The following is a 22175-nucleotide window of genomic DNA, read 5'->3' on the forward strand; positions in this document are numbered from 1 at the left end:
ATGAACTTCCGGAGCCCGGCTGCTGTCACGGGTGGGCCGTGGTGTCGCGGGCCGTGAAGGCGGCCGGGGTGAGGCCGGTGCGGTCACGGAAGAAGCGCCCGAGTGCGCGGTCTTCGTCCAGAAGCTGGAGTGCCGTCTGCTGGAGCCAGACCGGGTCGGACGGTGAGCGGGGCCGGCAGGCGGGCGACGTCGGGCCGCAGTACATCCGGTTCGAACAGGATGAACGGGCCGCGGGCGGCACCGAGAGGATGCCGGCACTGCGCTTGCCCCGGGCGCACCCACAGCCACTGGCCGGGGGCGACGGTCCGGGTGACGTGGTCGACGTGGTGCCGCAACTCGCCCTCGGTGACGGCAATGAGGTAGTGGAAGGTGGCGCGCCCCGGACGGGGCGGAAGAATGGGGTGTACCGCCGCGACCACCCCGTGAGGAAGGCAACGCCCCATGAACGGAACGGCCCTGCACAAGACCGCCGCCGACTGTGCCGAGGAGCTTCCCGGATCCCGGCTGGAGCATCCATTCGGCGACGACTGGGAGGTCTTCAAGGTGCGCGGCAAGGTGTTCACGCTGATGACCGAAGTCCCGGGGCGCCCCGTCGTGATCCTCAAGGCGGACCCCGGTGAGGCCCACGCACTGCGGGAGCAGTACAGCCACATCACCCCCGGATACCACATGAACAAGAAGCACTGGATCACGCTGGAGGGCAGGGACGGCGTCGACAAGGAACTCGTCGATGAGCTCGTCACCGACTCCTACCGGCTCGTGGTCGCTCACCTGCCCCGGGCCGAGCGACCTGTCGACCCGCACACCTACGGCAGCCGCACGCGGGCGGCCCGGTGAGCACGGCCGGTGAACGGCTCCAGGACATCGCCCGCCAGGCGGCCCTCGCGCTGCCCGGGACGGACCACGGTTACCCGTTCACCAAGCACCTGGACGTGTACAAGGTCGCGGGCAAGGTGTTCCTGATCATCACCGACGACCCTGACGAACAGATCATCACGGTCAAGTGCGAACCCGAACACGCCCGCGCGCTCGTTCACGGCTATGCCTCGATCACACCGGGCCGCTACCTCGACAAACGGCACTGGATCTCGCTCGGGCCGGGCCCCGGCATCGCCGAGCGGCTGGTCACCGACGCAGTCGAGGACTCCTATGACCTGGCCGTCGAGCGGCTGCCCGGGCGCGACCGCCCCCGTACCCGATGAGCACCGCAAGCGCGCTCACGCGCCTCTGAGCCCGCGCCTGTCAGTGCCCCGTGGTTCCGAAAACCGAGGCACCGTCGCCGACGGCCAGGACGGGGCGTGCATGCCGCGACGGGAAACGCGAGGTCAGCGCACGCGCCCCCGGGCCTTCAAGGGCACAGGGGGCAACGCCGGAGCAGGGAGCGGCGCACCGTCGTACCCGCGTACTGAGCCGAACCGGTCACCGTTCATCCAGTCCTCACGGGCCTGCGTGATATCGGCCTGGGTCCTGCCCACGAAGTTCCACCACATGACGATCTCCTCCTCGAAGGGCTCACCGCCCAGGAGCATCAGACCGGCGTCGGACTTCGCGCGCAGCGGGAGCTCCGTGCGGCCGCAGCCGAGATAGAGCATGGAGCCGGGCAGGACGGGGACTCCGTCGACCTCCGCCTCGCCCGACATCGACAGCACGGCGTACTCGAAGTCGGGGTCCATCGGGAGGCGCACTTCGGCCCCGCCGCTCAGGGCGAGGTCGGCGCCGACGATCGGGGTGTACGCGGTGCCGGGCGAGGTGGCTCCGTCGAGGCTGCCGAGGATCACCGTGGCCGTGAGGCCTGGGGCGGTGACCTTCGGGAGGTCCGTGTGGTGCTGGAAGTGCGGCTCGACGTCCCGGTGGGCAGCGGGGAGGGCGACCCAGAGCTGGGCGCCGTGCAGCAGCGCGGCGTGCGGCCTGGGGCTCTCCTCGGAGTGGCTGATGGCGCGACCGGACGTCATCAGGCCGAGCTCGCGCGGACGGATCGTCTCCAGGCTGCCCAGGCTGTCGCGGTGCAGGACCTCGCCCTCATGCAGCCAGCTGACCGTCTGCAGTCCCATGTGGGGGTGCGGCGGCACCTGCATCCCGGGCTCGTCGGCGATGTCGTCGGGGCCGTAGTGGTCGACGAAGGCCCAGGCCCCGACCATGCGGCGGCCCAGATTGGGCAGCAGCCTGCGGACCTCGGTGGACTCGCCGAGCCGGACATGACGTGGCGTGAGGAGTTCACGTACGGGTTCGGCGACGACGAAGCCCCGCCCTCCGCAGACGGAGGGCGAAGCTTGGCGATCGAGATTGCTCATGGCGGTCAACCTATTCCCGTGCGACTTCGGGCGGGCCGTACCCACGCCGAATATTTAGTGGAATGTTAAACCATCTGTGGGTGTTGTGGCGGTTGGATACCTACGGGAGCGGCCCGGCGGCACCCCTCGACCGAGGAGGTCACATGAGCGACACCTACTACGAGTTCGGTACCGCTGCCGAGCGCTGGGAGCGCGCTCAGTTCTTCTTCGGGTCGAAGGAGTACACGATCGCGGCCCGGATCCTGGGCGGACTGGTCGAGGAGGTGCCGGAGCAGGTCGCACCGCGGTTGCTGCTGGCGCGGTCCTACTACCACTCGGCGCGCCTCGGCCCGGCCGAGACGGAACTGCGGGCGGTGCTCGAACTCGACCCGGTCGAGCAGTACGCCCGGCTGATGCTCGGCCGCACGCTGGAGCGTCAGGGCCGGCAGGCCGAGGCGGACACGCAACTGCGGATGGCGGCCGCCCTGTCGGGGGACTTCCCTCCGGCAGGCGGTGCCTGACCGCGGCACGCACCCAGGGGCACCCCGACGTCGGAGTGCCGTACGCGGCTCGGCCGCACCCGGATATCCGGGTGCGGCCGAGCCGCGTCGCGTGATACTTCACAGAGCATGACCAACCTCGTCACCCCACGCCTGCTCCTGAGCCCGATGACCGCTGTGGAAGCCGGGCAGGTGGCGTCGGGCCGGCCCGCCGACGGTGCGCGCTGGGCTCCCGGTTATCCCTCACCGGGCGAGATGAGGGCGGCCCAGCGGTTCCTGGAGACCTGCGCCGACACGGGCGACCCGAGCCCCTACGGTCCGTACGCGATACGGCGGCGTGAGGACGGGCTGCTGATCGGCGGGGCAGGGTTCCACGGGGCGCCCGACGAGAACGGACACGTCACGATCGGGTACGGCCTCGTGGAGTCGGCACGAGGACAGGGATACGCCTCCGAGGCGCTTCGCGGGCTGCTGCGCTTCACCCGCGACCGGGGCATCGCCTGCGTCCACGGCGACACCGACCTCGACAACATCGCCTCCCAGCACGTCATGACCGCGGCAGGCATGCGCCTGGTGCAGGAGGACGCCTCGCTGAAGCACTATCGGATCGACTGGGACGGGCCCGCCGCCGAGGAGTGAGGCAGCGGACTGCTCCCGCACACGTATGGAGCCCGCCGGGGTCACCCCGGCGGGCTCCATACGTGCCGTGGACGCGGCTCGCACCGTCCTGCCGCCCACGTCACGCCGCTCCGCGCCGGCCTGTCAGGGCCGTGACGGCTCCCGGAGTCAGCCTGCGGCGGTGGTGGCGGGCCGGCTCATCGTGCCGTCCGTTGCCGCAGCCACATCCGGCCCCGGCACCAGCAGGCGTTCGGTGAGATAACCGAAGACCAGCCCGAAAGTGGTCCAGAGTGTGACCTGCACCGCGAGCGTGGCCAGTCTGAACTCCCAGAGCAGAGAAGCCGGGAAGTCCTTCCCGACCTCGTCGAACGAGGGCAGGAAGGCGTAGGCGAGGCCGGTCACCAGCACATAGCCGGTGGCGGCAGCGATGGTGGCGTTCCAGTTGCCCAGGCGCGGAGCGAGCCGTCTTCCGAGAATGACGGCGGCCACGGCCAGCAGGACGCTGAGCGCGACCATCAGGAAGAACAACGCGGTGCGCCGGCCGATGGTGTCCGCTTCGCCGACCGCCGGCGGATTGGCCGGGTACTTCAGGAACGGCACGATGTACACCGTCAGCAGGGCCGCTCCCGCGATCAGGGCAGCCGTCGCCCGGGGGCCGAACCGCCCCAACCGGCCGAGGGCGTAACAGAAGACGAGTGCGGCGATGCCGCCGACGGCGACGCCGAAGACGAGTACACCGGTGGCGAGGCCCCCGGTGGCCTGCATGCCCCGGCTGACGAGTTCCTCGCCGCCGCCGTGGTCGTGGCTGTGGCTGTGGCTGTGCGCCTCTTCGAGGGCGATGGCCGCGTCGACGCGCGACTCCCCGAGGAAGTAGGCCACCACGAGTGCGAGCGCACCCGCGACGAGACCGGCCAGCATGCCGCGGACCAGCAGAGCTCTGACAGATATGGAGTTCATGAGGGATTCCCCTGGATCAGCCGGATGGATCAGTGGCAGGGGAAACCGAGGAGGTGGCGTCCGTCGTGGACCCACTCGTGCACGCCTTCGCCGGAGATGAGCGCGGTGGCGCCCTGCTCCGCGCCGACGAAGTACAGCAGGATCAGCATGAGGACGCCGAAGAAGACCGCCCAAGGGGCGATGGCCTTCAGCGAGATGGGGGTGATGGCGGGTGAGACCGTGGCGGGGGCAGCAGTCTGTGCCATGGCAGAACCTCCTGAGGGAACACGCGTCCCGATCGTGGTGCCTGAGACGAAGGTGCTGGGTCTGACTTCCCGCACACGTACGGGTTCACAGTGGCGCGACCGTGCCGGATTCTCACCGGACTTCCGTCACACCCTCGTCATGTCGTCGCGACCATACCGCCTGGGCGGGAGAGCCGCCATGGTGCCCGTGGATCGGCCGGAAGGCCCCGGATGCCAAGGTGTGCATGGCAACGTGGCCATAGTTCAGGGAGTTGAGAGCGGGAATGACGGTACGGGTGATGTTGGTCTCACCGGGTATGAACGCCGCCCTGCGCGAGGCCCGGTTCGCGGGCGACGCACCCCTCGACGGCTCCGGGCTCGCCCAGGCACGGGCTGCCGCCGGCTCGGTGCCCGCCGCGGACCGGTGGTTGAGCGGTCCGTCCCGGCGCTGCACCGCGACCGCGAAGGCCCTCGGCCTGCGCCCCGACGCCGAACACGCCCTGCGGGACTGGGAGATGGGACGCTGGTCCGGCGCACGACTGGCCGAGGTGAGCGTGGACGAGCCGGACGGGGTGGCGGCCTGGCTGGCGGACCCGTCGGCCGCTCCGCACGGCGGCGAGTCACTGCGGGAGCTGTGCGCCCGCGTGGGCGCTTGGCTCGACTCCCTGCACGGAGCGACTTCCGGTCAGGTCCGGGAGGAAGTGGCCGAGTCCGGTGCGGGCGGGAAGGATGTGGGCCGGGTCCTGGGAGTGGTCGAGCCCGGCGTGGTCCGGGCCGCGGTCGTCCATGCGTTGGGCCTCCCGCCGCAGGCATTCTGGCGGCTGGACGTGGCCCCGCTGACGGTGACGGAGCTCAGCGGCAGGTCGGGGCGGTGGAACTTGCGTTGCGGCCGGCCACTCGGTGCGGAAGCGAGCATCTGACGATTTCGGCGCGGGAGGAGCGGGAGCATCGGGAGGAGCGGGCACCGTACGGGCCGGGGGGGCGCGCTCCTAGTGGGGACGACGTAAGCGGGAACAACCGGCGTCTTCACACCCTGCCCGCGCCCCCGCGTGCCGCGTTGAGCCTCGCGTCCAGGGTGATGGCGGCGTCGATCAGGGCGAGATGAGTGAACGCCTGTGGGAAGTTGCCCAGTTGTTGACCCGTCAGGGCGATCTCCTCCGAGTACAGGCCCAGATGGTTGGCGTAGGTGAGCATCTTCTCCAGGACCAGCCGGGCCTGGTCGACGCGTCCGGCCCGCGCCAGGGCGTCGACGTACATGAACGTGCACAGGGAGAACGTTCCCTCCGAACCGCGCAGGCCGTCGGGTGATGCCTCGGGGTTGTAGCGGTAGACGAGGCTGTCGCTGACCAGCTCGTGTTCCATCGCGTCCAGCGTGGTCGTCCACATCGGATCGTCCGGCGTGATGAAGCCGACCGTCGGCATGCGCAGCAGGGACGAGTCGAGCACGTCGTCGCCGTAGTGCTGGACGAAGGCCTGCTTCTCCGGGTTCCAGCCCCGGTTCAGCACCTGCTGGTAGATCGTGTCCCGCGCGTCCACCCAGCGGCCGCGGGCCGCGGGGCGGCCGTCGTCGTAGGCGATGCGGACGGCGCGGTCGAAGGCGACCCAGGACATGACGCGGCCATAGGTGAAGTCCTTCTTGCCGCCGCGGGTCTCCCACAGCCCCTCACCGGGCTGGTCCCAGTGATCGACCAGCCAGTCGAGAAGGGTGTGCAGCGCGCCCCAGCCCCTGGTGTCCAGGTGCATGCCGTGCTGGTGCGCGAAGTAGATGCTGTCGAGCGCCTCACCGTAGATGTCCAGTTGCAGCTGGCCCGCCGCACCGTTGCCGATGCGAACCGGGGCCGATCCGCCGTACCCCTCCCAGTGACCCAAGGTCTCCTCGACCAGGTCGGAGGAGCCGTCCACGCGGTACATGATGTTCAGTGGGCCGGTGCCGCCCTCGTGGCCGGCCTCCTCCTTCACGCGGTCGTGCAGCCAGCTGATGAACGCCCTTGCCTCTTCCCTGAATCCGAGACCCAGCAACGCGTACACGGAGAACGACGCGTCACGGATCCAGGTGAACCGGTAGTCCCAGTTGCGCTCTCCGCCCAGTTGTTCGGGCAGGCCCGCCGTGGGGGCGGCCACCAGGGCGCCGGTGGGCGCGTACGTCATGAGCTTCAGGGTCACGGCCGAGCGTTCCACCGCTTCCCGCCACCGGCCCGCGTAGGTGGACTGGCCCAGCCAAGTGCGCCAGAACTGGACGGTGTCGTCGAAGAGTTGCTGGAACTCCGCCACGGGGACCTCGTGCGGCGGCCCGTCGGGGGACGACTCGATGACCAGGCCGCGCTGCTGGCCGGCCCGCAAGGTCAGGGTGAAGCGCAGATCGTTGTCACCCGAGAGGATGTTCAGCAGCCGCTCGTCCCCGGGCTCGCGGACCGCGTGGACGGCGAGGTTCATGTCCGGTGAAGTGAACAGCGCCCCGCGCTCCGTGATGTGCAGCTCGTGCGGTTGGCGGCCGTAGTCGAAGCGCGGAGCGATCTCCCCTTCGAAAGTCACGCTGCCCCGGACGCAGCGCAGCATCCGCACCAGGCGGTGCCGGTCCGTCGCCGTCGTTCCGGTCACCGGCATGAAGTCCACCACCTCACCGGTGCCGGCCTCGGTCATGAAACGCGTCACCAGCACGGCCGTGTCGGGATGGTAGAGCTGCTTGCTGGTGTAGGTCTCCGCGACCGGCCTGACGGTGAAGTGACCGCCCTTGCGACGGTCGAGCAGGGCGCCGAAGACACTGGGTGAATCGAAGCGCGGACAGCAGAACCAGTCGATCGTCGCGTCCGTGGTCACGAGGGCCGCGGTCTGCAGATCACCGATCAGACCGTGATTCTCGATCAGGGGGTATTCATCCACTTTGCGCCCCTTTCGGCACCGGTTGCTCATCGTATGCCGACGGGCAGGACGACGTCCTCCCGGGAAAATGAAGCGCGGAGGCGACGAGGTGGAGGTCAGCCGCCTGTCGCGAAGCCGGGGAAGAGCGTCATCCCGCCGTCGACGTAGAGCGTCGTCCCCACCACGTAGTCCATGAGGTCGGACGCGAGCAGGACGACGGCGTGGGCGATGTCCTCGGGATCCCCGATCCGGTCATAGGGGATCAGCCGCAGCAGGTCCTCGCGGGCCTCCGGCGTCTCCCAGGCACTGCGGTTGATGGGAGTCCTGATCGCCCCCGGGGCCACCGCGTTCACCCGGATCTTCTCCGGTGCGAGCTCCTGGGCCAGGGTCTGCATCATCATCTGTACGCCGCCCTTGGACGAGGCGTAGTTCACGTGCCCCGCCCAGGGGATGACCTGGTGCACCGAGCTCATGCAGATGATCTTTCCGGCCGCCCGGGACACCTCGGGAACCACTCCGCGCCGGCGGAACTCCTCGGTCGCGGCACGTGCGCACAGGAACTGGCCGGTCAGGTTGACGTCCAGCACCTTCTGCCACTGCGCGAGAGTCATCTCGGTGAACGGGGCATCGCGCTGCATTCCGGCATTGGCGACGAGGATGTCGAGGGTTCCGAATTCCTGGACCGCGCGGTCCACCATCGCGGCCACCTGGGTCTCCTGCGAGACATCGGCCTCGTGGGCCACCGCGCGCACGCCGAACGAGGAGATCTCCCGGACCACTTCCTCCGCCGTCTCGCGGTCGCTCACGTAGTTGACCATCACGTCGGCCCCCGCCCGGCCGAGGGCGAGGGCGGTGGCCTTGCCAAGGCCTGAATTGGCGCCCGTCACCAGTGCTGTCTGGCCCTTCAGCAGGTCGGTCGGCAGCGCGGCCGCCTTCGGTGCCTCTACGTGGGAATCCATGGCGTTTCCGTCTCCTCGCTGGCCCGCTCCGGTACGGCCGTCTCCGGCCGGCACGCGGGCTACAGGCAACCACCGGAAGACCCTGTCGGCAGCCCCGGGGGGCCGCTGTTGGGCCGTCCGGCGGATCGGCCGCCCCCCTCGGCTCAACCCCGGAGGCTCGCGTACGGCAGCCGAGCAGCCGCGTCGCCGTCATCACGGTCGCAGCCGAAGGGGCTCGCGCACATCATCCAGGAGGCCGGGAATTGCGCGGACCGCCCTCCGGCCGGCCGGAGCCGGTGGAGGGGCGCAGCAGCGGGACGAGCGCGGCGACGATCGCCTCGGGCGGCTGATCGATCTCCACCACCAGCGGATGTTCGTCCGGCTCCGGCTCCTCGAAGTCGGCGAGCTGGCTTTCCAGCAGGCCGGCCGGGAAGAAGTGGCCCTGCCTGGCGGCCAGGCGCGCGGCGATCAGTTCCGGTGTGCCGTGCAGGTACACCAGCCGTACCTCGGGTCTCCCGCGCAGCAGCCGGTCGCGATAGGCGCGCTTGAGAGCGGAACAGCTCACCACCGCCGGCCGCCCCGTGGCGATCGCGTGGTCGAGCCAGGCGGCGATGGCGTCGAGCCAGGGTCCGCGATCGATGTCGGTGAGGGCCCGGCCGGCCGCCATCCCGGCGCGGGCGTCCGGTGAGTGGAAATCGTCCGCGTCCCGGTAGATCCAGCCGAGCCGCTCGGCGAGAAGCCGGCCCACGGTGGTCTTGCCGGAGCCCGCCATCCCGACGACCAGCGCCGGCCCGGCCGCCCCGCCGTGGGTCTCGTCCGCCGGCGGGCCGGACATCACAGACTCTCGGACCGGCCCGCAGGGGCGGCCCGCAGGAGGCGTGCCTCCGCCGTGACGGACACCGGGGTGCGGGCCGGCGGACGAGCCGGCCCCACGCGGTTCACGCTCCGCTGTCCCGGTACGTCTCCAGCAGCCGGAGCCAGATCTCACTGATCGTGGGGTAGGCGGGAACCGCGTGCCAGAGGCGGGCGAGTGGGACCTCTCCCGCGACCGCGACGGTCGCCGAGTGCAGCAGCTCGCCGATGCCCGGGCCCACGAAGGTGACCCCCAGGAGGATCTCCCGGTCCAGGTCGACGATCATGCGGGCCCGGCCCCGGTAGCCGTCCGCGTACAGGCCGGAGCCCGCGACCGCTGCCAGATCGTGGTCGACGGCCCGGACCCGGTGACCGGCCTGCTCCGCCTCGGCGAGGGTGAGGCCGACCGAGGCGGCCTCCGGGTCGGTGAAGACGACCTGCGGAACGGCGGCGTGATCGGCGGTGGCCGCGTGGGCGCCCCAGCGGTCCGTGTCCAGGGACGTGACGTCCTTGGCCCGTGCCGCGATCGCCGCGCCCGCGATGCGGGCCTGGTACTTGCCCTGGTGGGTCAGGAGCGCCCGGTGGTTGACGTCGCCGACGGCGTAGAGCCACGGGGTGTTCTCGACCTGGCAGCTGTCGTCGACGGTCAGCCAGGAGCCCGGCTTCAGCCCGACCGTCTCCAGGCCCAGGTCATCGGTGCGCGGGGCGCGGCCGGTGGCGAAGAGGATCTCGTCGGCCTCGATCCGTTCGCCGTTGTCGAGTTCCACGGTGACCGGTCCGTCCGGTGCGGAGCGCTGCACGGAGGTGGCCGAGACGCCCGTACGGATGTCGGCCCCCGCGTCGGTCAGCGCTTCGGCGACGAGCTCACCGGCGAACGGTTCCATGCGGGGCAGCAGCCCCTTGCCGCGGACCAGCATCGTGATCCGGGCTCCCAGGGCGCCCCACACGGTGGCCATCTCCACGCCGACCACTCCCCCGCCGACGACGACGAGGCGGCCGGGCACCTCCTTGGCACTCGTCGCCTCCCGGCTGGTCCAGGGGCGGGCACCGTCGATGCCGGGCAGCTCGGGCACGACGGCCTTGCTGCCCGTGCAGACGGCCACCGCGTGCCGGGCCGTGAGCCGGTGTTCCGTACCGTCGGGCGCCGTGACGGTGACCGCCTTGGGGCCGGCCAGCCGGCCGTGCCCGCGGAAGATGTCGGCACCGATCCCCTCGAGCCAGGCGACCTGGCCATCGTCCTTCCAGTGCGAGGCGTACGTGTCGCGGTGCGCGAGCACGGCGGCGGTATCGAGCGGCCCCTGGACGGCCGCGGCGAGGCCCGGTACCCGGCGGGCGTCGGCGCGTGCGACGACGGGGCGCAGGAGGGCCTTGCTGGGCATGCAGGCCCAGTAGGAGCATTCGCCGCCGATGAGTTCGGACTCCACGATCGCGGCGCTCAGCCCGGCGGCCCGGGCGCGGTCGGCCACGTTCTCCCCCACCGGACCCGCACCGATGACCACGACGTCGTACGCGACGGACTCCACAGCTTGTGTCATGGCCCCCATTCTGGTCATGGGTGTGCGCGGAGGCCACATGGGCAGGCGGAATAGCGCAAGCACAGCCACCGTTGTCCCGGACACGTCGTCACGGGCACAGGAAGAGGTAGCGCAGCATGAGCACCGTAGAGCTCACCAAGGAAAACTTCGATCAGGTCGTCAGTGAGAGCGAGTTCGTGCTGATCGACTTCTGGGCTTCCTGGTGCGGCCCGTGCCGGCAGTTCGCGCCGGTTTACGACGCGGCGTCCGAGCGTCACGCCGACCTGGTCTTCGCCAAGGTCGACACTGAGGCCCAGCAGGAGCTGGCGGCGGCCTTCGATATCCGGTCCATCCCGACGCTGATGATCGTCCGGGACAACGTGGCCGTCTTCTCGCAGCCGGGCGCGCTGCCCGAGGCTGCCCTGGAGGACGTGATCGGCCAGGCCAGGAAGCTGGACATGGACGAGGTCCGCAAGTCCGTCGAGGAGCAGCAGAAGGACCAGAAGGAGCAGCAGTAGGCGAGGCCACTGGCCGCGCGTACCTCAGGGCCCGGCCGGTGACGGCCGGGCCCTGACTGTGCGGGTGCCGCGAGCCGCGCGGCTCAGCCGTTCACGTCGCGCTCCGAGACACGGACCGAGAGCCCGTAGTCCAGCTCGAAACCGTCGATGAGCAGGGCCTCGACGGTGTGGGTGGCGGGGTCGATGTCCGCCACCATCCCGTCGCCGGCGTAGCGGGGGTATCCCGACGCGCCCGTCTCCCCCGTGGCTGCCACGATCGCCGAGCGGATGGCCGTGCCGGGCCGGAGGCTCCCGGCAGCGCGACTGCCGGAGTCCTCGGGGGCCGCGTCCTGTGTGTCGGGGTCCTCGGCTCCGGCGTCCGCGGGGCGGTATTCCTCGGCGCCGGACGCCTCGGTGCCGGCTGCCGGGCCGGTGTCGGTTGTTGTCCTGGCGTCGTCTGCCTGCTTCGTGTCAGCAGCCGGCTCGGCGTCCGCTGTCGGCTTCGCGGCTGCTGTCGGGTCCTTGTCGGCTGCCTTGTCCGCCGTGCCCCTGCCGTCGGTGAACGCGGGGACCAACAGGATCTCGTAGCTCTGCGGATGGCTCATGGTCATGACGCTAAGCACGGGGCGTCCGGCGCGCATGTTGCCGCGCTGAGGGCGGTTCAGCTGGACTCGCGGTGGACGGTCCGGGTGCGCAGCAGTTCGTGCCGCTCCGGTTCCGCCCCCGGGTACCGGACCAGCCGGTCGACGAGGTCGGCCAGCGGCTGCACCGTGGCCAGTTCCATCCGTACGCTGCTGAGCCTGGGCCGCAGGAGCCTTCCCAGCATGGAATCGTCCGCGCCGATGACCGCGGTCTCGGCGGGCACCTCGATGCCGGCGTCCTGGAGGGCCCGCATCAACAGCATCGCGTAGCTGTCGTCGTACGCGAAGACCGCGTCCAGACCGAGCGTGTGCCAGCGGGCTGCCAGGCCGGCGGCCGATTCCTCCGTGTACCGGAGCGGGAGCTCCTCGACCCGGGCCCCGCCCGACTCCGCGGCCCGCCGCGCGCCGGCCAGTCTGGGGCCGGCGAACAGCGCGAGACCGGGATCTCCGGGCATCACCACGCCGATCCGGCGCCGTCCGCGCTCCAGCAGATGCCGGACGGCGCTGTCGCCCACCTCCCGCTGGTCCGTGATCAGCGCGTGGGCGCCGGGCACCGGCTGCGGCCCGAGAGTGATGACGGCTTTCGCGCCGGAGCGCCGGAGTACGGCGATGCCGTGCGAGGTGACGGGAACCGAGCCCGGCGCGATGACGGCGACGGGCCGCAGTTCGGCCCACGCACGGGCGGCTTCGTCCGGGGCCAGGCCGATGGATCCGTACTGGACGACTGTGTAGTCGAGGCGCCGCAAGCCGGATTCCAGCCCGTGCAGGAAGCGGTGGTGCAGCGGCGCCGGGGGAAGGTTGGCGGTCGGCAGGAGCACCATGCGTGAGTGTCCGGCGCGCAGACTCCGGGCGGCCGCGTGCGGTACGTAACCGAGTTCGGTGGCGGCCTCCCGCACCCGGCGGCGGGTCGGATCGCTGATCCGTACGGCCGTGTTGTTGTTCAGTACGTACGACACGGTGGCCCGCGAGACCCTCGCGAGCCGCGCCACGTCGGCGCTGGTCGGAACGGGGCCTTCGGCGGGCTGCTCGGGTAACTGAATCATGGCGTCGGGCAGTCTCCCAGACCCGTTCGGCACGGGAACGCGCCGGGGCCCCGACCGGGCGTCGGCCCCGGGTCCGGGTCCGGACCCGGCCGGGGGCGGGGGCTCGGGGTCACGGCCCGCGGCCCGTACGCCGGACCCGATCCACGCGCGGGGCCGTGCAGGTCCTACGGTATTGCGATGACCATCCAGCACCGCAGCGACAGCAATGACCTCACGGCGGGCTTCCCCGGCCAGGCCGGCCCCACCGCCACTTCCCAGGCCGACCCGCATGACGTGGGCCCGGTCCGTACCTCGTACGCCCCCGACCGCGACGGCGATCCCGATCCGGGCGAGATCGTCTGGACCTGGGTTCCGTTCGAGGAGAACGACGGGCGCGGCAAGGACCGTCCGGTTCTCGTGGTCGCCCGCGAGGCGGCGGGGACGCTGCTCGCCGTGCAGCTCTCCAGCAAGCAGCATGACCAGGACCGCGAATGGGTGGGGCTGGGCGCGGGCCCGTGGGACAGTTCGGGCCGTCCGTCGTGGGCTGACCTGGACCGGGTGCTGCGGGTGCACGAGGACGGCATGCGGCGTGAGGCGTGCGCGCTGGACCGGGACAGGTTCGATCTGGTCGTCGAGCGGCTGCGGGAGCGTTACGGCTGGAAGTGACGCTCGTCGGCGCCCGTCACGCCCCGGCTGTCCATGCGGCTGTGGCGGGCCCGCCGACCCGAACGGCCCAGGCCCGGCGCGTCGGCCGAAGTCGAACCCTATGGCTCAGCATCAGCCTGAGGGTTGACCCTCGGTAGCGAACGCGTACTCGAAGGCAGCCCTGGTGGGCGAATCGTCGTTGCGGTCGAAGATGCCGAAGACGATCTGCTCGAAGTGGCCCGCGAAACGGCCGCCGCCGGTGAGCAGCGCGCGGAAGGCGCCCGCCACCTCGGCCGGATCGTTGCGGAACACGCCGCATCCCCAGGCGCCCAGCACCAGCCTGCGGTAGCCCCGCACCGCCGCGACCTCCAGTACCCGTTCGCCGCGCGAGGCGAGGGCGGCGGGGATGCGGTGCGCGGCGTCCGGGGTCGTGCTGCGGATCACCCCGGCGTTGGGCGCCGGAGAGGTGAGGAATCCCGCCGCGTACGGGGTGTCGAGCAGTCGGCCGCGGTCGTCGCGGAAGACGGGCACGCCCGGAGAGTGGATGACGCGGTCGGTGTAGAAGGCGCTGCGTTCGGCCCGGTGGTGGGCGTAGTAGTCGGGGGCCCGCAGCAGCGTCGCGTACAGGGCGGAGCCGCGGCACAGGGCCTCCTCCTGCGCCTGTGCCCCGTTGAGATAGCCGCCGCCGGGGTTGCGGGCGGAGGCGTAGCTCAGGACGGCGACCTTGCCGGGCCGCTCGCCGGTCAGTCGGGCAGCCGCTTGCAGGCTGCTCTCCGCGGTGACCTCGATGCGCGGGGTGCGGTCCCCGTCCAGGGCCGCGACGTGCACCGGCTCGGGGCCGTACAGCCTGGTACCCGACAGGGCGGCCGTCAGCGCACGCTCGATGCTGACCTCGCGGCCCTGCGGTGTGCGGTAGTGACCCGCCTCGACGATGGTCTCGGTCTCTCGCGCGATGCCGCGCAGCCGGGCGCTCATCACCCCTCCCCCTTATGGTGCATACGGGGCATCCTCGATGTCCCCACCGCATGGCCGCAAGTGAGTTTCCGACGCACAGGGGCACTCTTGTGCGATCTCCCGGCACGGGTTTGGGTAGGACGGTCGCACCGGAACAGGAGGCCCGGCATGTCACCCGACACACCAGGCGCATACGGTCCGCCCGGACGGACCTCGCCCATCGGCGAGGTCGAGGCCGAGGATTTACTGCGCTGTATCTGCTTCAAGACAGGACCGCCCCGCGTCGTGGGGGTCGAGCTCGAATGGCTCCTGCACGACCGTGAACGGCCCGACCTGCCCGTCACGCCCCAGCGTCTCGAAGAGGCGGCGGAAGCCGTCCGGGCGCTGCCGCTGAGCGCGGCGCTCACCTTCGAACCCGGCGGCCAGCTGGAGCTCAGCTCGCGCCCCGCCGACTCCCTGATGGCCTGTATCGACGATACGGCCGCCGATCTCGTCGCCGTACGCGACACCCTCGGCCGGCTGGGCCTCGCTCCGGCGGGGATCGGCGTCGATCCCTGGCATCCGCCGCGCCGGCTGCTGCACCAGCCCCGCTACGACGCCATGGAGACCGCATTCGACCGGTCGGGCCCGGCGGGCCGGGCCATGATGTGCACGACCGCGTCCGTCCAGGTCTGTCTCGACGCGGGTGAGGAGGAGCCGGGTCCGCTCGGGTACGGACGGCGCTGGCAGCTGTCCCACCTCCTGGGCGCGGTACTCGTGGCCGCGTTCGCCAACTCTCCGTTCCGGCTGGGGAAGCCGGCGCCGTGGCGGTCGACGCGCCAGTCGCTGTGGGCCGGCCTCGATCCGCTGCGCACGCTGGCCCCGGCCGGGCAGCTGCCGCCCCGGGACGCCTGGGCGGCCCATGTGCTCGACACCCCCGTCCTGTGCATCCGGGGCGACGAGGGGCCATGGGAGGCGCCCGAGGGGCTGACCTTCCGTGACTGGATCCGCCGCGGGGAACCCCGGCGGCCCGTACGGGCCGATCTCGACTACCACATCACCACGCTGTTCCCGCCGGTACGCCCGCGCGGGCACCTGGAGCTGCGCATGATCGACGCGCAGTCCGGCGACGACGGCTGGCTCGTGCCGCTTGCCGTGACCACCGCACTGTTCGACGACCCGGAGGCCGCCGAGACCGTGTACCGCACCGTCAAACCCCTGGCCGAGACGGCGGGCCCGTCGGCCGCGCCGCGCAATCCGCTGTGGGTCGCGGCCGCCCGCGACGGGCTGAGCGATCCGGAACTGCGCGCGGCGGCGGCCTCCTGCTTCGACCTCGCTCTGGAGGCACTGCCGCGCATGGGAGCGACGAGGACGGTACAGGACGCGGTGGCCGGCTTCCGGGACCGCTACGTCGCGCGGGGCCGGTGTCCGGCGGACGACCTGCGGGATCTGCTCACCACGGACCGGCACCACGGTCCGGCCCATCCGAAGGGGACCCTCTCATGACCGACTCCCCCGCACCGTCGCGGTACGGCCCGCAGGCCCAGGACGCACAGGACCCCGAGGTGCTCCGGGAGCGCGCGCTCGCCGCGCTGCTCACCGCCCGCGAGCGCACGGGACTGCTGACCGACAGCGTGGACGACCACGAACTCACCGCACAGCATTCCCCGTTGATGTCGCCGCTGGTCTGGGACCTCGCGCACATCGGCAACCAGGAGGAGCTGTGGCTGCTGCGCGGTGTCGCCGGCCGCGAGGCCATGCGTCCGGAGATCGACGGTCTCTACGACGCCTTCGAGCACCCCCGGGCCGCCCGGCCCTCCCTGCCCCTGCTGGCACCCGCCGAGGCCCGTTCGTACGCCTCGCAGGTGCGCGGCCACGCGCTGGACGTACTGGAGTCGACCCCACTGGGCGACCGGCCGCTGCTGCGGTCCGGATTCGTCTTCGGGATGATCGCCCAGCACGAACAGCAGCACGACGAGACCATGCTGATCACCCATCAGCTGCGCACCGGGCCGGCGGCCCTCAGCGCGCCCGAGCCGCCGCAGGCTGTCGACGCGGTCACCCTGGCTCCGGAAGTCCTGGTGCCCGGCGGCCCGTTCACCATGGGTACGTCCACCGAACCGTGGGCGCTCGACAACGAACGCCCCGCGCACCGGCGTGAGGTACCCGGCTTCTTCATCGACACCGCACCGGTGACCTGCGGCGCCTACCTCGCCTTCATCCAGGACGGCGGCTACACGGAGCGGCGCTGGTGGACGGGCGAGGGATGGGCGATGGTGCGGGAGCACGAGCTGACCGCGCCGCTGTTCTGGCACCGGGACGCCGGGCAGTGGCTGCGCCGCCGGTTCGGGGTCACCGAGCCGGTCCCGGCGGACGAGCCGGTGCTGCACGTGAGCTGGTACGAGGCGGACGCGTACGCCCGCTGGGCCGGCCGCAGGCTGCCCACCGAGTCGGAGTGGGAGAAGGCGGCCCGCCACGATCCCGGCTCCGGGCGCTCCCGGCGCTACCCGTGGGGCGACGAGGACCCGACGGCGGAACACGCCAATCTCGGGCAGCGCCATCTGCGGCCGGCACCGGCGGGGGCATACGCCGCCGGGCGCGCACCGTCGGGTGCCGGGCAGTTGATCGGTGACGTGTGGGAGTGGACGTCGAGCGACTTCCTGCCGTATCCGGGTTTCGCCCCGTTCCCCTACCGCGAGTACTCGGAGGTGTTCTTCGGCCCGGAGCACAAGGTGCTGCGCGGCGGTTCGTTCGCGGTGGACGCGGTGGCCTGCCGGGGCACGTTCCGCAACTGGGACCTGCCGGTGCGGCGCCAGATCTTCTCCGGCTTCCGCACGGCCAGGGACGCCTGATGTGCCGTCACATCGCGTACGTGGGGCCGCCGGTGCCGCTGGGCGCGATTCTGACGCAGCCGGCGCACTCGCTGGTGCGGCAGTCCTGGGAGCCGCGCCGGCAGCGGCACGGGACCGTCAACGCGGACGGTTTCGGTGTCGGCTGGTACGCGGACGGGGACCCGGTGCCGGGACGGTACCGCCGGCAGGGCCCTGTCTGGGGCGACCGGACCTTCGCCGATCTGGCCCGGGTGGTGCGCAGCCAGGCCCTCCTCGCCGCGGTCCGGGACGCGACCGAGGCGGACCCCGACGGCGAGGCCGCGGCCGCGCCCTTCAGCGGCGGCAGTGTGCTCTTCAGCCACAACGGCGCGGTAAAGGGCTGGCCCGGATCGGTGGCACCGCTGGCGGCGACGCTGCCGCCGGCCGAACTGCTCCGGCTCACCGCGCGCTGCGACTCCGCGCTGGTCTGGGCGCTGATCCAACGACGGCTGGCGGTGGGCGACGCGCTCCCGCAGGCCGTCGCGGACACCGTGCTGGAGGTCGCGGGTGCGGCCCCCGGCTCCCGGCTCAACCTGCTGCTCACCGACGGCGGCACGATCGTGGCGACGGCCTGGGGAGACACCCTGTGGTATCTGGCCGACCCCGGCAGGCACACGGTCGTCGCCTCGGAGCCGTACGACGACGATCCACGATGGCGCGAGGTGCCCGACCGCACGCTGCTGACCGCGACCCGCGCCGATGTCCTGCTGACCCCGCTCAAGGAGCCCGCCCAGTGAGTCCCTTCCTGCTGACCCGAACCCTGCCGGTGGACGCGACGGACGCGGCGCTGCGCGCCGATGTGCTGGCCGGTCTGACACGGCAGCCCAAGACGCTTCCGCCCAAGTGGTTCTACGACGCCCGCGGCAGTGAGCTGTTCGAGGAGATCACCCGCCTGCCCGAGTACTACCCGACGCGCGCGGAGCGGGAGATCCTGATCGACCGGGCGGCCGAGATCGCGGCCGCTTCCGGTGCCCGGACACTCATCGAGCTGGGTTCGGGTTCCTCGGAGAAGACCCGGCACCTGCTGGACGCGCTGCCGGACCTGCACACCTACGTGCCGGTCGACGTGAGCGAGAGCGCGCTGCGCGGTGCGGCGAACGCCCTGCTCCAGGAGCGGCCGGACCTGTCGGTGCACGCGTTGATCGCCGACTTCACCGCGAAGCTGTCGCTGCCGGACACTCCGGGCCCCCGGCTGGTGGCGTTCCTCGGCGGCACCATCGGCAATCTGCTCCCGGACGAACGGGCCGCGTTCCTGTCGTCGGTGCGGTCGCTGCTGTCCCCCGGTGACACGCTGCTGCTGGGGACGGACCTGGTGAAGGACGAGGAGGTGCTGGTCGCGGCGTACGACGACGCGGCCGGGGTGACGGCCGCGTTCAACCGGAACGTCCTGTCGGTCGTCGACCGTGAGCTGGGCGCGGACTTCGCACCGGACGACTTCGAGCACGTGGCCCGGTGGGACCCGCGGCAGGAGTGGATCGAGATGCGGCTGCGGGCCCGCCGGGCGCTCACGGTGAAGATCCCCGAGCTGGATCTGCTGGTGCCGTTCGAGGCCGGTGAGGAGATGCGGACGGAGGTGTCGGCGAAGTTCCGCAAGGAGGGTGTACGCGGGGAACTCGCCGCTGCGGGCCTTCGGCTGAGTCAGTGGTGGACCGACTCGGCCGGCAGGTTCGCCCTGTCGCTGGCCACCGTGGACTGAGCCAGCCCCGCCAGTGCGCGGCGGCCGTGGACAGTGCTCGCCGGGATCGGCTCCATGACGTGGATCTCGGCGGTCAGCCCGGCCGCCCGCACCACCCGCCACAGGGAGGCGGCCAGCGGATCGTCACCCACGAACGCGGCGGCCCCCGCTGCCGCCCGGCGCCGGGCGGCAGCACCGAAGTAGCGGACGCGCACCGGCTGGACCGCGGCTCCGGCGTCGATCGCCGCCTGGAACGCGGCGGGCCGGAACCGGCCTCCGGGCCCGCGGCCGCACCAGGTGCTGTCTTCCGGGAAGACCACGACCCGTGCCCCGCTCCGTAGCGCCGAGGCGATGGCGTACACGGTCGCGGGCAGCGCGCGCAGCCGTTCGCGCTCCACGAAGAGGGTGCCGCCGAGCGCGGCCAGCGGCCCGAGCAGCGGCCAGTGCCTGATGTCGCTCTTGGCCAGTATCCGGCCGGGGCACACGGCCGCGATCAGGGGGATGTCCAGCCAGGAGACGTGGTTGGCGACGACGAGGACCCCCGGCCCGCCCCGGTGCGCGTCCGGCCGGCCGACGACGCGTACCCGCACCCCGAAGGCCCGGACCACCCCGTACGCCCAGGCCCGGGTCAGCCGCTCCCGGTGGTCCCGGCCCAGGAGCAGGGCGATCGGGGTGCAGAGCGCGCCGGTGAGGGCGAGCGCGCAGCCGGCGAGCAGCAGGGCCGCTGCCGGGAGCGGGTGCCGGGCGGGCCCGTCGTGGGTGGCGCAGCCCGGCGGGGTGCAGGGCGAGGCGGGCAGCCAGGTGCTCACTGCTGCGGGACGAGCGAGAGGAAGTGGCGCAGGTAGCGGGGGTCGGTGGCACGCAGCGAGAGCAGGACGTACAGATCGGCGGCGTTGAACTCGGGGTCGTGGGCGGGTGCGCCGCACACCCGGGCGCCGAGCCGCAGATAGCCGCGCAGCAGGGGCGGGAGCGAGGACAGCCCTCCGGGGCCGTCCGGGAGCGCGGCCGGAGGCTGCCACAGCCGGTGCGGAGAGACCCAGTACTCCTCGGGTGCCAGGTGCTTCGTCCGTACGGTCTCCCAGGCCCGGGCGGCGGCCGTACCGCCGTCGGAGAGGGGGATCGAGCAGCAGCCGGCCAGCCAGTCGTACCCGCCGCGCTGCATGTAGCGGGCCAGGCCGGCCCAGATGAGGGCGATGACGGCGCCGTCGCGGTGGGCGGGGTGGACTCAGGAGCGGCCGACCTCGACCAGGTCGTCCCGGACCGGTTCGAGCCGGGTGAGGTCGAACTCGCTCTCGGCATAGAGACGTCCGGCGATGCGGGCGCGCTCGGGCGGCAGCAGCCGGTACGTGGCGACGATCTCGCCGGTGGCCGTCTCCCGGACCAGGAGGTGGTCGCAGTACGCGTCGAACGCGTCGCTGTCCAGACCGGGTTCGGGGCCGTCGAGCCGGGCGCCGAATTCGGCGGCGAAGACCTGGTGGCGCAGGCGCTGGGCGGCACGTATCTCCGCCTGGTCCACGGCGAGGGAGACCCGGTAGCGCGGCGGTGCGGGCGGGCCGGCGGGGTCGGGGCGCTGTAGCGGGACGGGGGAAACGAGGGGGGAAGCGGGTGGCAGCACATGCATGACGGACTCCGGGGACGGGTCGGCAGGGGCGGCTGCCGGGCCTGCGCACTGGTGCGGAGGCCCGGCTCCCTACTTCTTCCGTGACTGGCTGGATTCGACGTGTCCGCCATGGGGAGCGCGGATGTGCGGCGGCTGAATCCCGCGGTGCGCTGCGGGCCCTCGGTGCGCGGCGGTTGTGCGGCGCGGGCCCGGGCGACGGTCGCCGGTCAGCTGCCCGCGAGGAGTGCGGTGATCTTCTCGGAAGCGGTCTTCGCCTCGGTCGCCGGGTCCCCGCCCTGGAGGACCGCCGTCATGTACGGCTTGATCGGGTTGGCCGCCTCGACGGCCGCCCACTGCGGCGAGTTGGGGGTGGCGTGGCCGCGCGCGGCACCTGCGGCCATCGCCGCGGTGCTTTCCTCCCCCTCGATGACATGGGCCAGGGAGGGCTTGTTGGGCACGTAGCTCATGACCTTGGCGAGCTCCTCCTGCCACTTCGCCCCGGCCAGTGCCTTGATGACCTCGAATCCCGCGCTGCGCTCGTCCGCCTTCTGCGGGATGATCAGGTCGGAGCCGCCGGTGAACACGGAACCGGGAGCCTGCGCGGTTTTGCCCGGGATCGGGAAATAGCCCAGCTTTCCCTGGAGTTCGGGATTCGCCTTCTCGATCAGGGTCGCGCTGCTGGGGGTCGAGATGATCTGCGCGACATTTCCCTTGGCGAACACGTCGCTCTGCGGGGGCTTTTCCTCGTCCGCGTCCTTGGGCCCGTCGCCGAGCGCCTGGAGCTCCGCGTAGAAGTCCATGCCCTTGAGCGCGGCGGAGCTGCCGAGCGCTCCCTGCCAGTCGCCGTCCTTGTCGCCGGCGAGTTCACCGCCCTCGTCCCAGATGAATCCGGCGAGTACGTACCAGTTCTGGCCCGGCAGGTACATGCCCTGATTGCCGCCCTGGTTCAGCTTCTCGCTGTCCTCTATCCACTGCTTGCGCGTCTTCGGCGGGCTCTTGATTCCCGCCTGCTCGAACAGGTCCCTGTTGTAGATCACGACGCGGTTGGCGGCGTACCAGGGGATTCCGTACTGCACGCCGCCGATGCTGCCCGGCTCGGCGAGGCCGGGCAGCCAGTCCTCGCTTCCCAGGTCACGCATGGACTCCAGGGTGAGGTCACGCAGATTGCCGCTCTCCGCGTACTGGGCGACCTGGGTGTTCCCGACCTCGATGACGTCCGGCGTGTCCTTGCCGCCCAGCGCTTCGAGCACCTTCGGCCCGATTCCGCTCCAGTTCTGAATCTTGAACTCCAGTTCGACCGAGGAGTGCTCGTCCTCGTACGACTTCTTGAAGCGGTCCAGGAAGTCGGCGGTGACACTGTCCTTCATCAGCCAGATCGTGACCTTCTTGTCGCCCGAACCGCCCGCGCCGGGCAGCATTCCGCACCCGCCCAGCGCGACGGTGGAAAGCAGGGCAATGGCTCCGACGAGCACGCGGTTCTTCACGGGGGTCACCTTCTGCGAAACGGCAGGACAGACTTGCGGACCCGGTGTGGGGGACTGCGGGCTGCGCTCGCACGGG

General features: G+C 71.6%; 22 protein-coding genes, 3 pseudogenes and 1 riboswitch. Of the genes and pseudogenes, 11 read left to right on the plus strand and 14 right to left on the minus strand.

The features are described from left to right. Window positions 1-94: 94 nt before the first annotated feature. A pseudogene (locus ACFYPA_RS01620) lies at window positions 95-443 on the minus strand (hypothetical protein); the annotation flags it as partial. Here ACFYPA_RS01620 and ACFYPA_RS01625 point away from each other — a divergent pair. Continuing rightward, window positions 442-837, plus strand: a complete 396-nt coding sequence (locus tag ACFYPA_RS01625; protein ID WP_389128739.1) for an MmcQ/YjbR family DNA-binding protein — start codon at window positions 442-444, stop codon at window positions 835-837. The pseudogene ACFYPA_RS01620 and the gene ACFYPA_RS01625 sit on opposite strands and share 2 nt — an antisense overlap. Then, window positions 834-1202 carry an MmcQ/YjbR family DNA-binding protein gene (locus tag ACFYPA_RS01630; protein ID WP_389128742.1) on the plus strand — a complete coding sequence of 123 codons (369 nt, stop codon included), beginning with the start codon at window positions 834-836 and terminating at the stop codon, window positions 1200-1202. The genes ACFYPA_RS01625 and ACFYPA_RS01630 overlap by 4 nt, the downstream gene beginning before the upstream one ends. A 123-nt stretch (window positions 1203-1325) precedes the next feature. Here ACFYPA_RS01630 and ACFYPA_RS01635 read toward each other — a convergent pair whose 3' ends face one another. Further along, a complete protein-coding gene (locus ACFYPA_RS01635; protein WP_389128745.1) occupies window positions 1326-2291 on the minus strand; it encodes a pirin family protein in 966 nt (321 codons plus the stop codon). A 143-nt stretch (window positions 2292-2434) separates the two neighbouring features. Between ACFYPA_RS01635 and ACFYPA_RS01640 the strand changes: the two genes are divergently transcribed. Both ACFYPA_RS01640 and ACFYPA_RS01645 read left to right on the plus strand, forming a co-directional pair. Further along, window positions 2435-2791: a tetratricopeptide repeat protein gene (locus ACFYPA_RS01640; protein ID WP_359079844.1), complete on the plus strand. Its 357-nt coding sequence runs from the start codon at window positions 2435-2437 to the stop codon at window positions 2789-2791. A gap of 108 nt (window positions 2792-2899) precedes the next feature. Further along, complete coding sequence (locus ACFYPA_RS01645) at window positions 2900-3409, plus strand: GNAT family N-acetyltransferase (RefSeq protein WP_359084049.1); 510 nt, start codon at window positions 2900-2902, stop codon at window positions 3407-3409. A 147-nt stretch (window positions 3410-3556) separates the two neighbouring features. Here the strand turns inward: ACFYPA_RS01645 and ACFYPA_RS01650 are convergent, their stop codons facing one another. Both ACFYPA_RS01650 and ACFYPA_RS01655 read right to left on the minus strand, forming a co-directional pair. After that, window positions 3557-4345, minus strand: coding sequence for a CbtA family protein (locus ACFYPA_RS01650; protein WP_389128748.1), 789 nt, complete (start codon window positions 4343-4345; stop codon window positions 3557-3559). Between the two features lie 29 nt (window positions 4346-4374). After that, window positions 4375-4590 (minus strand): CbtB-domain containing protein, encoded by a 216-nt coding sequence (locus ACFYPA_RS01655; RefSeq protein ID WP_359311872.1) that lies wholly within the window; start codon window positions 4588-4590, stop codon window positions 4375-4377. Between the two features lie 45 nt (window positions 4591-4635). After that, a riboswitch (adenosylcobalamin (AdoCbl) riboswitch) is annotated at window positions 4636-4729 on the minus strand. Window positions 4730-4853: 124 nt separating this feature from the next. Here ACFYPA_RS01655 and ACFYPA_RS01660 point away from each other — a divergent pair. Continuing rightward, window positions 4854-5489: a histidine phosphatase family protein gene (locus ACFYPA_RS01660; protein WP_359311870.1), complete on the plus strand. Its 636-nt coding sequence runs from the start codon at window positions 4854-4856 to the stop codon at window positions 5487-5489. Window positions 5490-5595: 106 nt separating this feature from the next. Here the strand turns inward: ACFYPA_RS01660 and ACFYPA_RS01665 are convergent, their stop codons facing one another. The 4 genes from ACFYPA_RS01665 to ACFYPA_RS01680 form a co-directional block, all read right to left on the minus strand. Further along, window positions 5596-7449: a glycoside hydrolase family 15 protein gene (locus tag ACFYPA_RS01665; RefSeq protein WP_389128751.1), complete on the minus strand. Its 1854-nt coding sequence runs from the start codon at window positions 7447-7449 to the stop codon at window positions 5596-5598. Between the two features lie 95 nt (window positions 7450-7544). Further along, window positions 7545-8387, minus strand: coding sequence for an SDR family oxidoreductase (locus tag ACFYPA_RS01670; RefSeq protein WP_389128754.1), 843 nt, complete (start codon window positions 8385-8387; stop codon window positions 7545-7547). Between the two features lie 223 nt (window positions 8388-8610). Next, complete coding sequence (locus tag ACFYPA_RS01675; protein ID WP_389128757.1) at window positions 8611-9201, minus strand: gluconokinase; 591 nt, start codon at window positions 9199-9201, stop codon at window positions 8611-8613. 103 nt (window positions 9202-9304) lie between these two features. Next, on the minus strand, window positions 9305-10753 hold the full coding sequence (locus ACFYPA_RS01680) for an NAD(P)/FAD-dependent oxidoreductase (protein ID WP_359311865.1): 1449 nt from the start codon (window positions 10751-10753) through the stop codon (window positions 9305-9307). Window positions 10754-10869: 116 nt separating this feature from the next. On the opposite strand from ACFYPA_RS01680, the gene trxA reads away from it, so the two are divergent. Beyond that, window positions 10870-11250, plus strand: a complete 381-nt coding sequence (trxA, locus tag ACFYPA_RS01685; protein WP_359311863.1) for a thioredoxin — start codon at window positions 10870-10872, stop codon at window positions 11248-11250. Between the two features lie 83 nt (window positions 11251-11333). Here trxA and ACFYPA_RS01690 read toward each other — a convergent pair. Both ACFYPA_RS01690 and ACFYPA_RS01695 read right to left on the minus strand, forming a co-directional pair. Continuing rightward, window positions 11334-11531: pseudogene (locus ACFYPA_RS01690) on the minus strand (hypothetical protein); the annotation flags it as partial. A 359-nt stretch (window positions 11532-11890) separates the two neighbouring features. Next, window positions 11891-12913, minus strand: a complete 1023-nt coding sequence (locus ACFYPA_RS01695; RefSeq protein WP_359311860.1) for a LacI family DNA-binding transcriptional regulator — start codon at window positions 12911-12913, stop codon at window positions 11891-11893. A 177-nt stretch (window positions 12914-13090) separates the two neighbouring features. On the opposite strand from ACFYPA_RS01695, the gene ACFYPA_RS01700 reads away from it, so the two are divergent. Continuing rightward, window positions 13091-13558: a type II toxin-antitoxin system PemK/MazF family toxin gene (locus tag ACFYPA_RS01700; RefSeq protein ID WP_359084062.1), complete on the plus strand. Its 468-nt coding sequence runs from the start codon at window positions 13091-13093 to the stop codon at window positions 13556-13558. A gap of 111 nt (window positions 13559-13669) precedes the next feature. Here ACFYPA_RS01700 and ACFYPA_RS01705 read toward each other — a convergent pair whose 3' ends face one another. Continuing rightward, window positions 13670-14512, minus strand: coding sequence for a TIGR02452 family protein (locus ACFYPA_RS01705; RefSeq protein ID WP_359311858.1), 843 nt, complete (start codon window positions 14510-14512; stop codon window positions 13670-13672). Window positions 14513-14659: 147 nt separating this feature from the next. Here ACFYPA_RS01705 and egtA point away from each other — a divergent pair, with 147 nt between their 5' ends. Genes egtA through egtD form a run of 4 tightly spaced genes read left to right on the plus strand, consistent with a single transcriptional unit; the run spans window position 14660 to window position 19036 of the window. Beyond that, window positions 14660-15976, plus strand: a complete 1317-nt coding sequence (gene egtA / locus ACFYPA_RS01710; RefSeq protein WP_389128762.1) for an ergothioneine biosynthesis glutamate--cysteine ligase EgtA — start codon at window positions 14660-14662, stop codon at window positions 15974-15976. Further along, complete coding sequence (gene egtB, locus ACFYPA_RS01715) at window positions 15973-17322, plus strand: ergothioneine biosynthesis protein EgtB (protein WP_359311855.1); 1350 nt, start codon at window positions 15973-15975, stop codon at window positions 17320-17322. Before egtA ends, egtB begins: the two co-directional genes overlap by 4 nt. Continuing rightward, on the plus strand, window positions 17322-18077 hold the full coding sequence (gene egtC / locus ACFYPA_RS01720) for an ergothioneine biosynthesis protein EgtC (protein WP_389128765.1): 756 nt from the start codon (window positions 17322-17324) through the stop codon (window positions 18075-18077). Before egtB ends, egtC begins: the two co-directional genes overlap by 1 nt. Further along, window positions 18074-19036, plus strand: coding sequence for an L-histidine N(alpha)-methyltransferase (gene egtD, locus ACFYPA_RS01725; RefSeq protein WP_389128768.1), 963 nt, complete (start codon window positions 18074-18076; stop codon window positions 19034-19036). The genes egtC and egtD overlap by 4 nt, the downstream gene beginning before the upstream one ends. Here the strand turns inward: egtD and ACFYPA_RS01730 are convergent. The 3 genes and pseudogenes from ACFYPA_RS01730 to ACFYPA_RS01740 all read right to left on the minus strand — a co-directional run bounded on the left by ACFYPA_RS01730 (window position 18979) and on the right by ACFYPA_RS01740 (window position 22099). Continuing rightward, window positions 18979-19824, minus strand: coding sequence for a lysophospholipid acyltransferase family protein (locus tag ACFYPA_RS01730; RefSeq protein WP_389128771.1), 846 nt, complete (start codon window positions 19822-19824; stop codon window positions 18979-18981). The two genes, egtD and ACFYPA_RS01730, sit on opposite strands and share 58 nt — an antisense overlap. Next, window positions 19821-20636 (minus strand): annotated as a pseudogene (locus ACFYPA_RS01735) (GNAT family N-acetyltransferase). Before ACFYPA_RS01735 ends, ACFYPA_RS01730 begins: the two are co-directional and overlap by 4 nt. Before the next feature lie 206 nt (window positions 20637-20842). Beyond that, window positions 20843-22099: an extracellular solute-binding protein gene (locus tag ACFYPA_RS01740; RefSeq protein WP_359084071.1), complete on the minus strand. Its 1257-nt coding sequence runs from the start codon at window positions 22097-22099 to the stop codon at window positions 20843-20845. Window positions 22100-22175 lie beyond the last annotated feature (76 nt).

Origin of the sequence: Streptomyces sp. NPDC005775 (assembly GCF_042871565.1) — a bacterium.
GTDB lineage: Bacteria > Actinomycetota > Actinomycetes > Streptomycetales > Streptomycetaceae > Streptomyces.

Bases quoted from the DNA above. Each gene is read 5' to 3' on its own strand.
- ACFYPA_RS01625 (WP_389128739.1), top strand. From the start codon at position 442: ATGAACGGAACGGCCCTGCACAAGACCGCCGCCGACTGTGCCGAGGAG.
- ACFYPA_RS01635 (WP_389128745.1), bottom strand. From the start codon at position 2,291: ATGAGCAATCTCGATCGCCAAGCTTCGCCCTCCGTCTGCGGAGGGCGG.
- ACFYPA_RS01640 (WP_359079844.1), top strand. From the start codon at position 2,435: ATGAGCGACACCTACTACGAGTTCGGTACCGCTGCCGAGCGCTGGGAG.
- ACFYPA_RS01645 (WP_359084049.1), top strand. From the start codon at position 2,900: ATGACCAACCTCGTCACCCCACGCCTGCTCCTGAGCCCGATGACCGCT.
- ACFYPA_RS01650 (WP_389128748.1), bottom strand. From the start codon at position 4,345: ATGAACTCCATATCTGTCAGAGCTCTGCTGGTCCGCGGCATGCTGGCC.
- ACFYPA_RS01655 (WP_359311872.1), bottom strand. From the start codon at position 4,590: ATGGCACAGACTGCTGCCCCCGCCACGGTCTCACCCGCCATCACCCCC.
- ACFYPA_RS01660 (WP_359311870.1), top strand. From the start codon at position 4,854: ATGACGGTACGGGTGATGTTGGTCTCACCGGGTATGAACGCCGCCCTG.
- ACFYPA_RS01670 (WP_389128754.1), bottom strand. From the start codon at position 8,387: ATGGATTCCCACGTAGAGGCACCGAAGGCGGCCGCGCTGCCGACCGAC.
- ACFYPA_RS01675 (WP_389128757.1), bottom strand. From the start codon at position 9,201: ATGTCCGGCCCGCCGGCGGACGAGACCCACGGCGGGGCGGCCGGGCCG.
- ACFYPA_RS01680 (WP_359311865.1), bottom strand. From the start codon at position 10,753: ATGACACAAGCTGTGGAGTCCGTCGCGTACGACGTCGTGGTCATCGGT.
- trxA (WP_359311863.1), top strand. From the start codon at position 10,870: ATGAGCACCGTAGAGCTCACCAAGGAAAACTTCGATCAGGTCGTCAGT.
- ACFYPA_RS01695 (WP_359311860.1), bottom strand. From the start codon at position 12,913: ATGATTCAGTTACCCGAGCAGCCCGCCGAAGGCCCCGTTCCGACCAGC.
- ACFYPA_RS01700 (WP_359084062.1), top strand. From the start codon at position 13,091: ATGACCATCCAGCACCGCAGCGACAGCAATGACCTCACGGCGGGCTTC.
- ACFYPA_RS01705 (WP_359311858.1), bottom strand. From the start codon at position 14,512: ATGAGCGCCCGGCTGCGCGGCATCGCGCGAGAGACCGAGACCATCGTC.
- egtA (WP_389128762.1), top strand. From the start codon at position 14,660: ATGTCACCCGACACACCAGGCGCATACGGTCCGCCCGGACGGACCTCG.
- egtB (WP_359311855.1), top strand. From the start codon at position 15,973: ATGACCGACTCCCCCGCACCGTCGCGGTACGGCCCGCAGGCCCAGGAC.
- egtC (WP_389128765.1), top strand. From the start codon at position 17,322: ATGTGCCGTCACATCGCGTACGTGGGGCCGCCGGTGCCGCTGGGCGCG.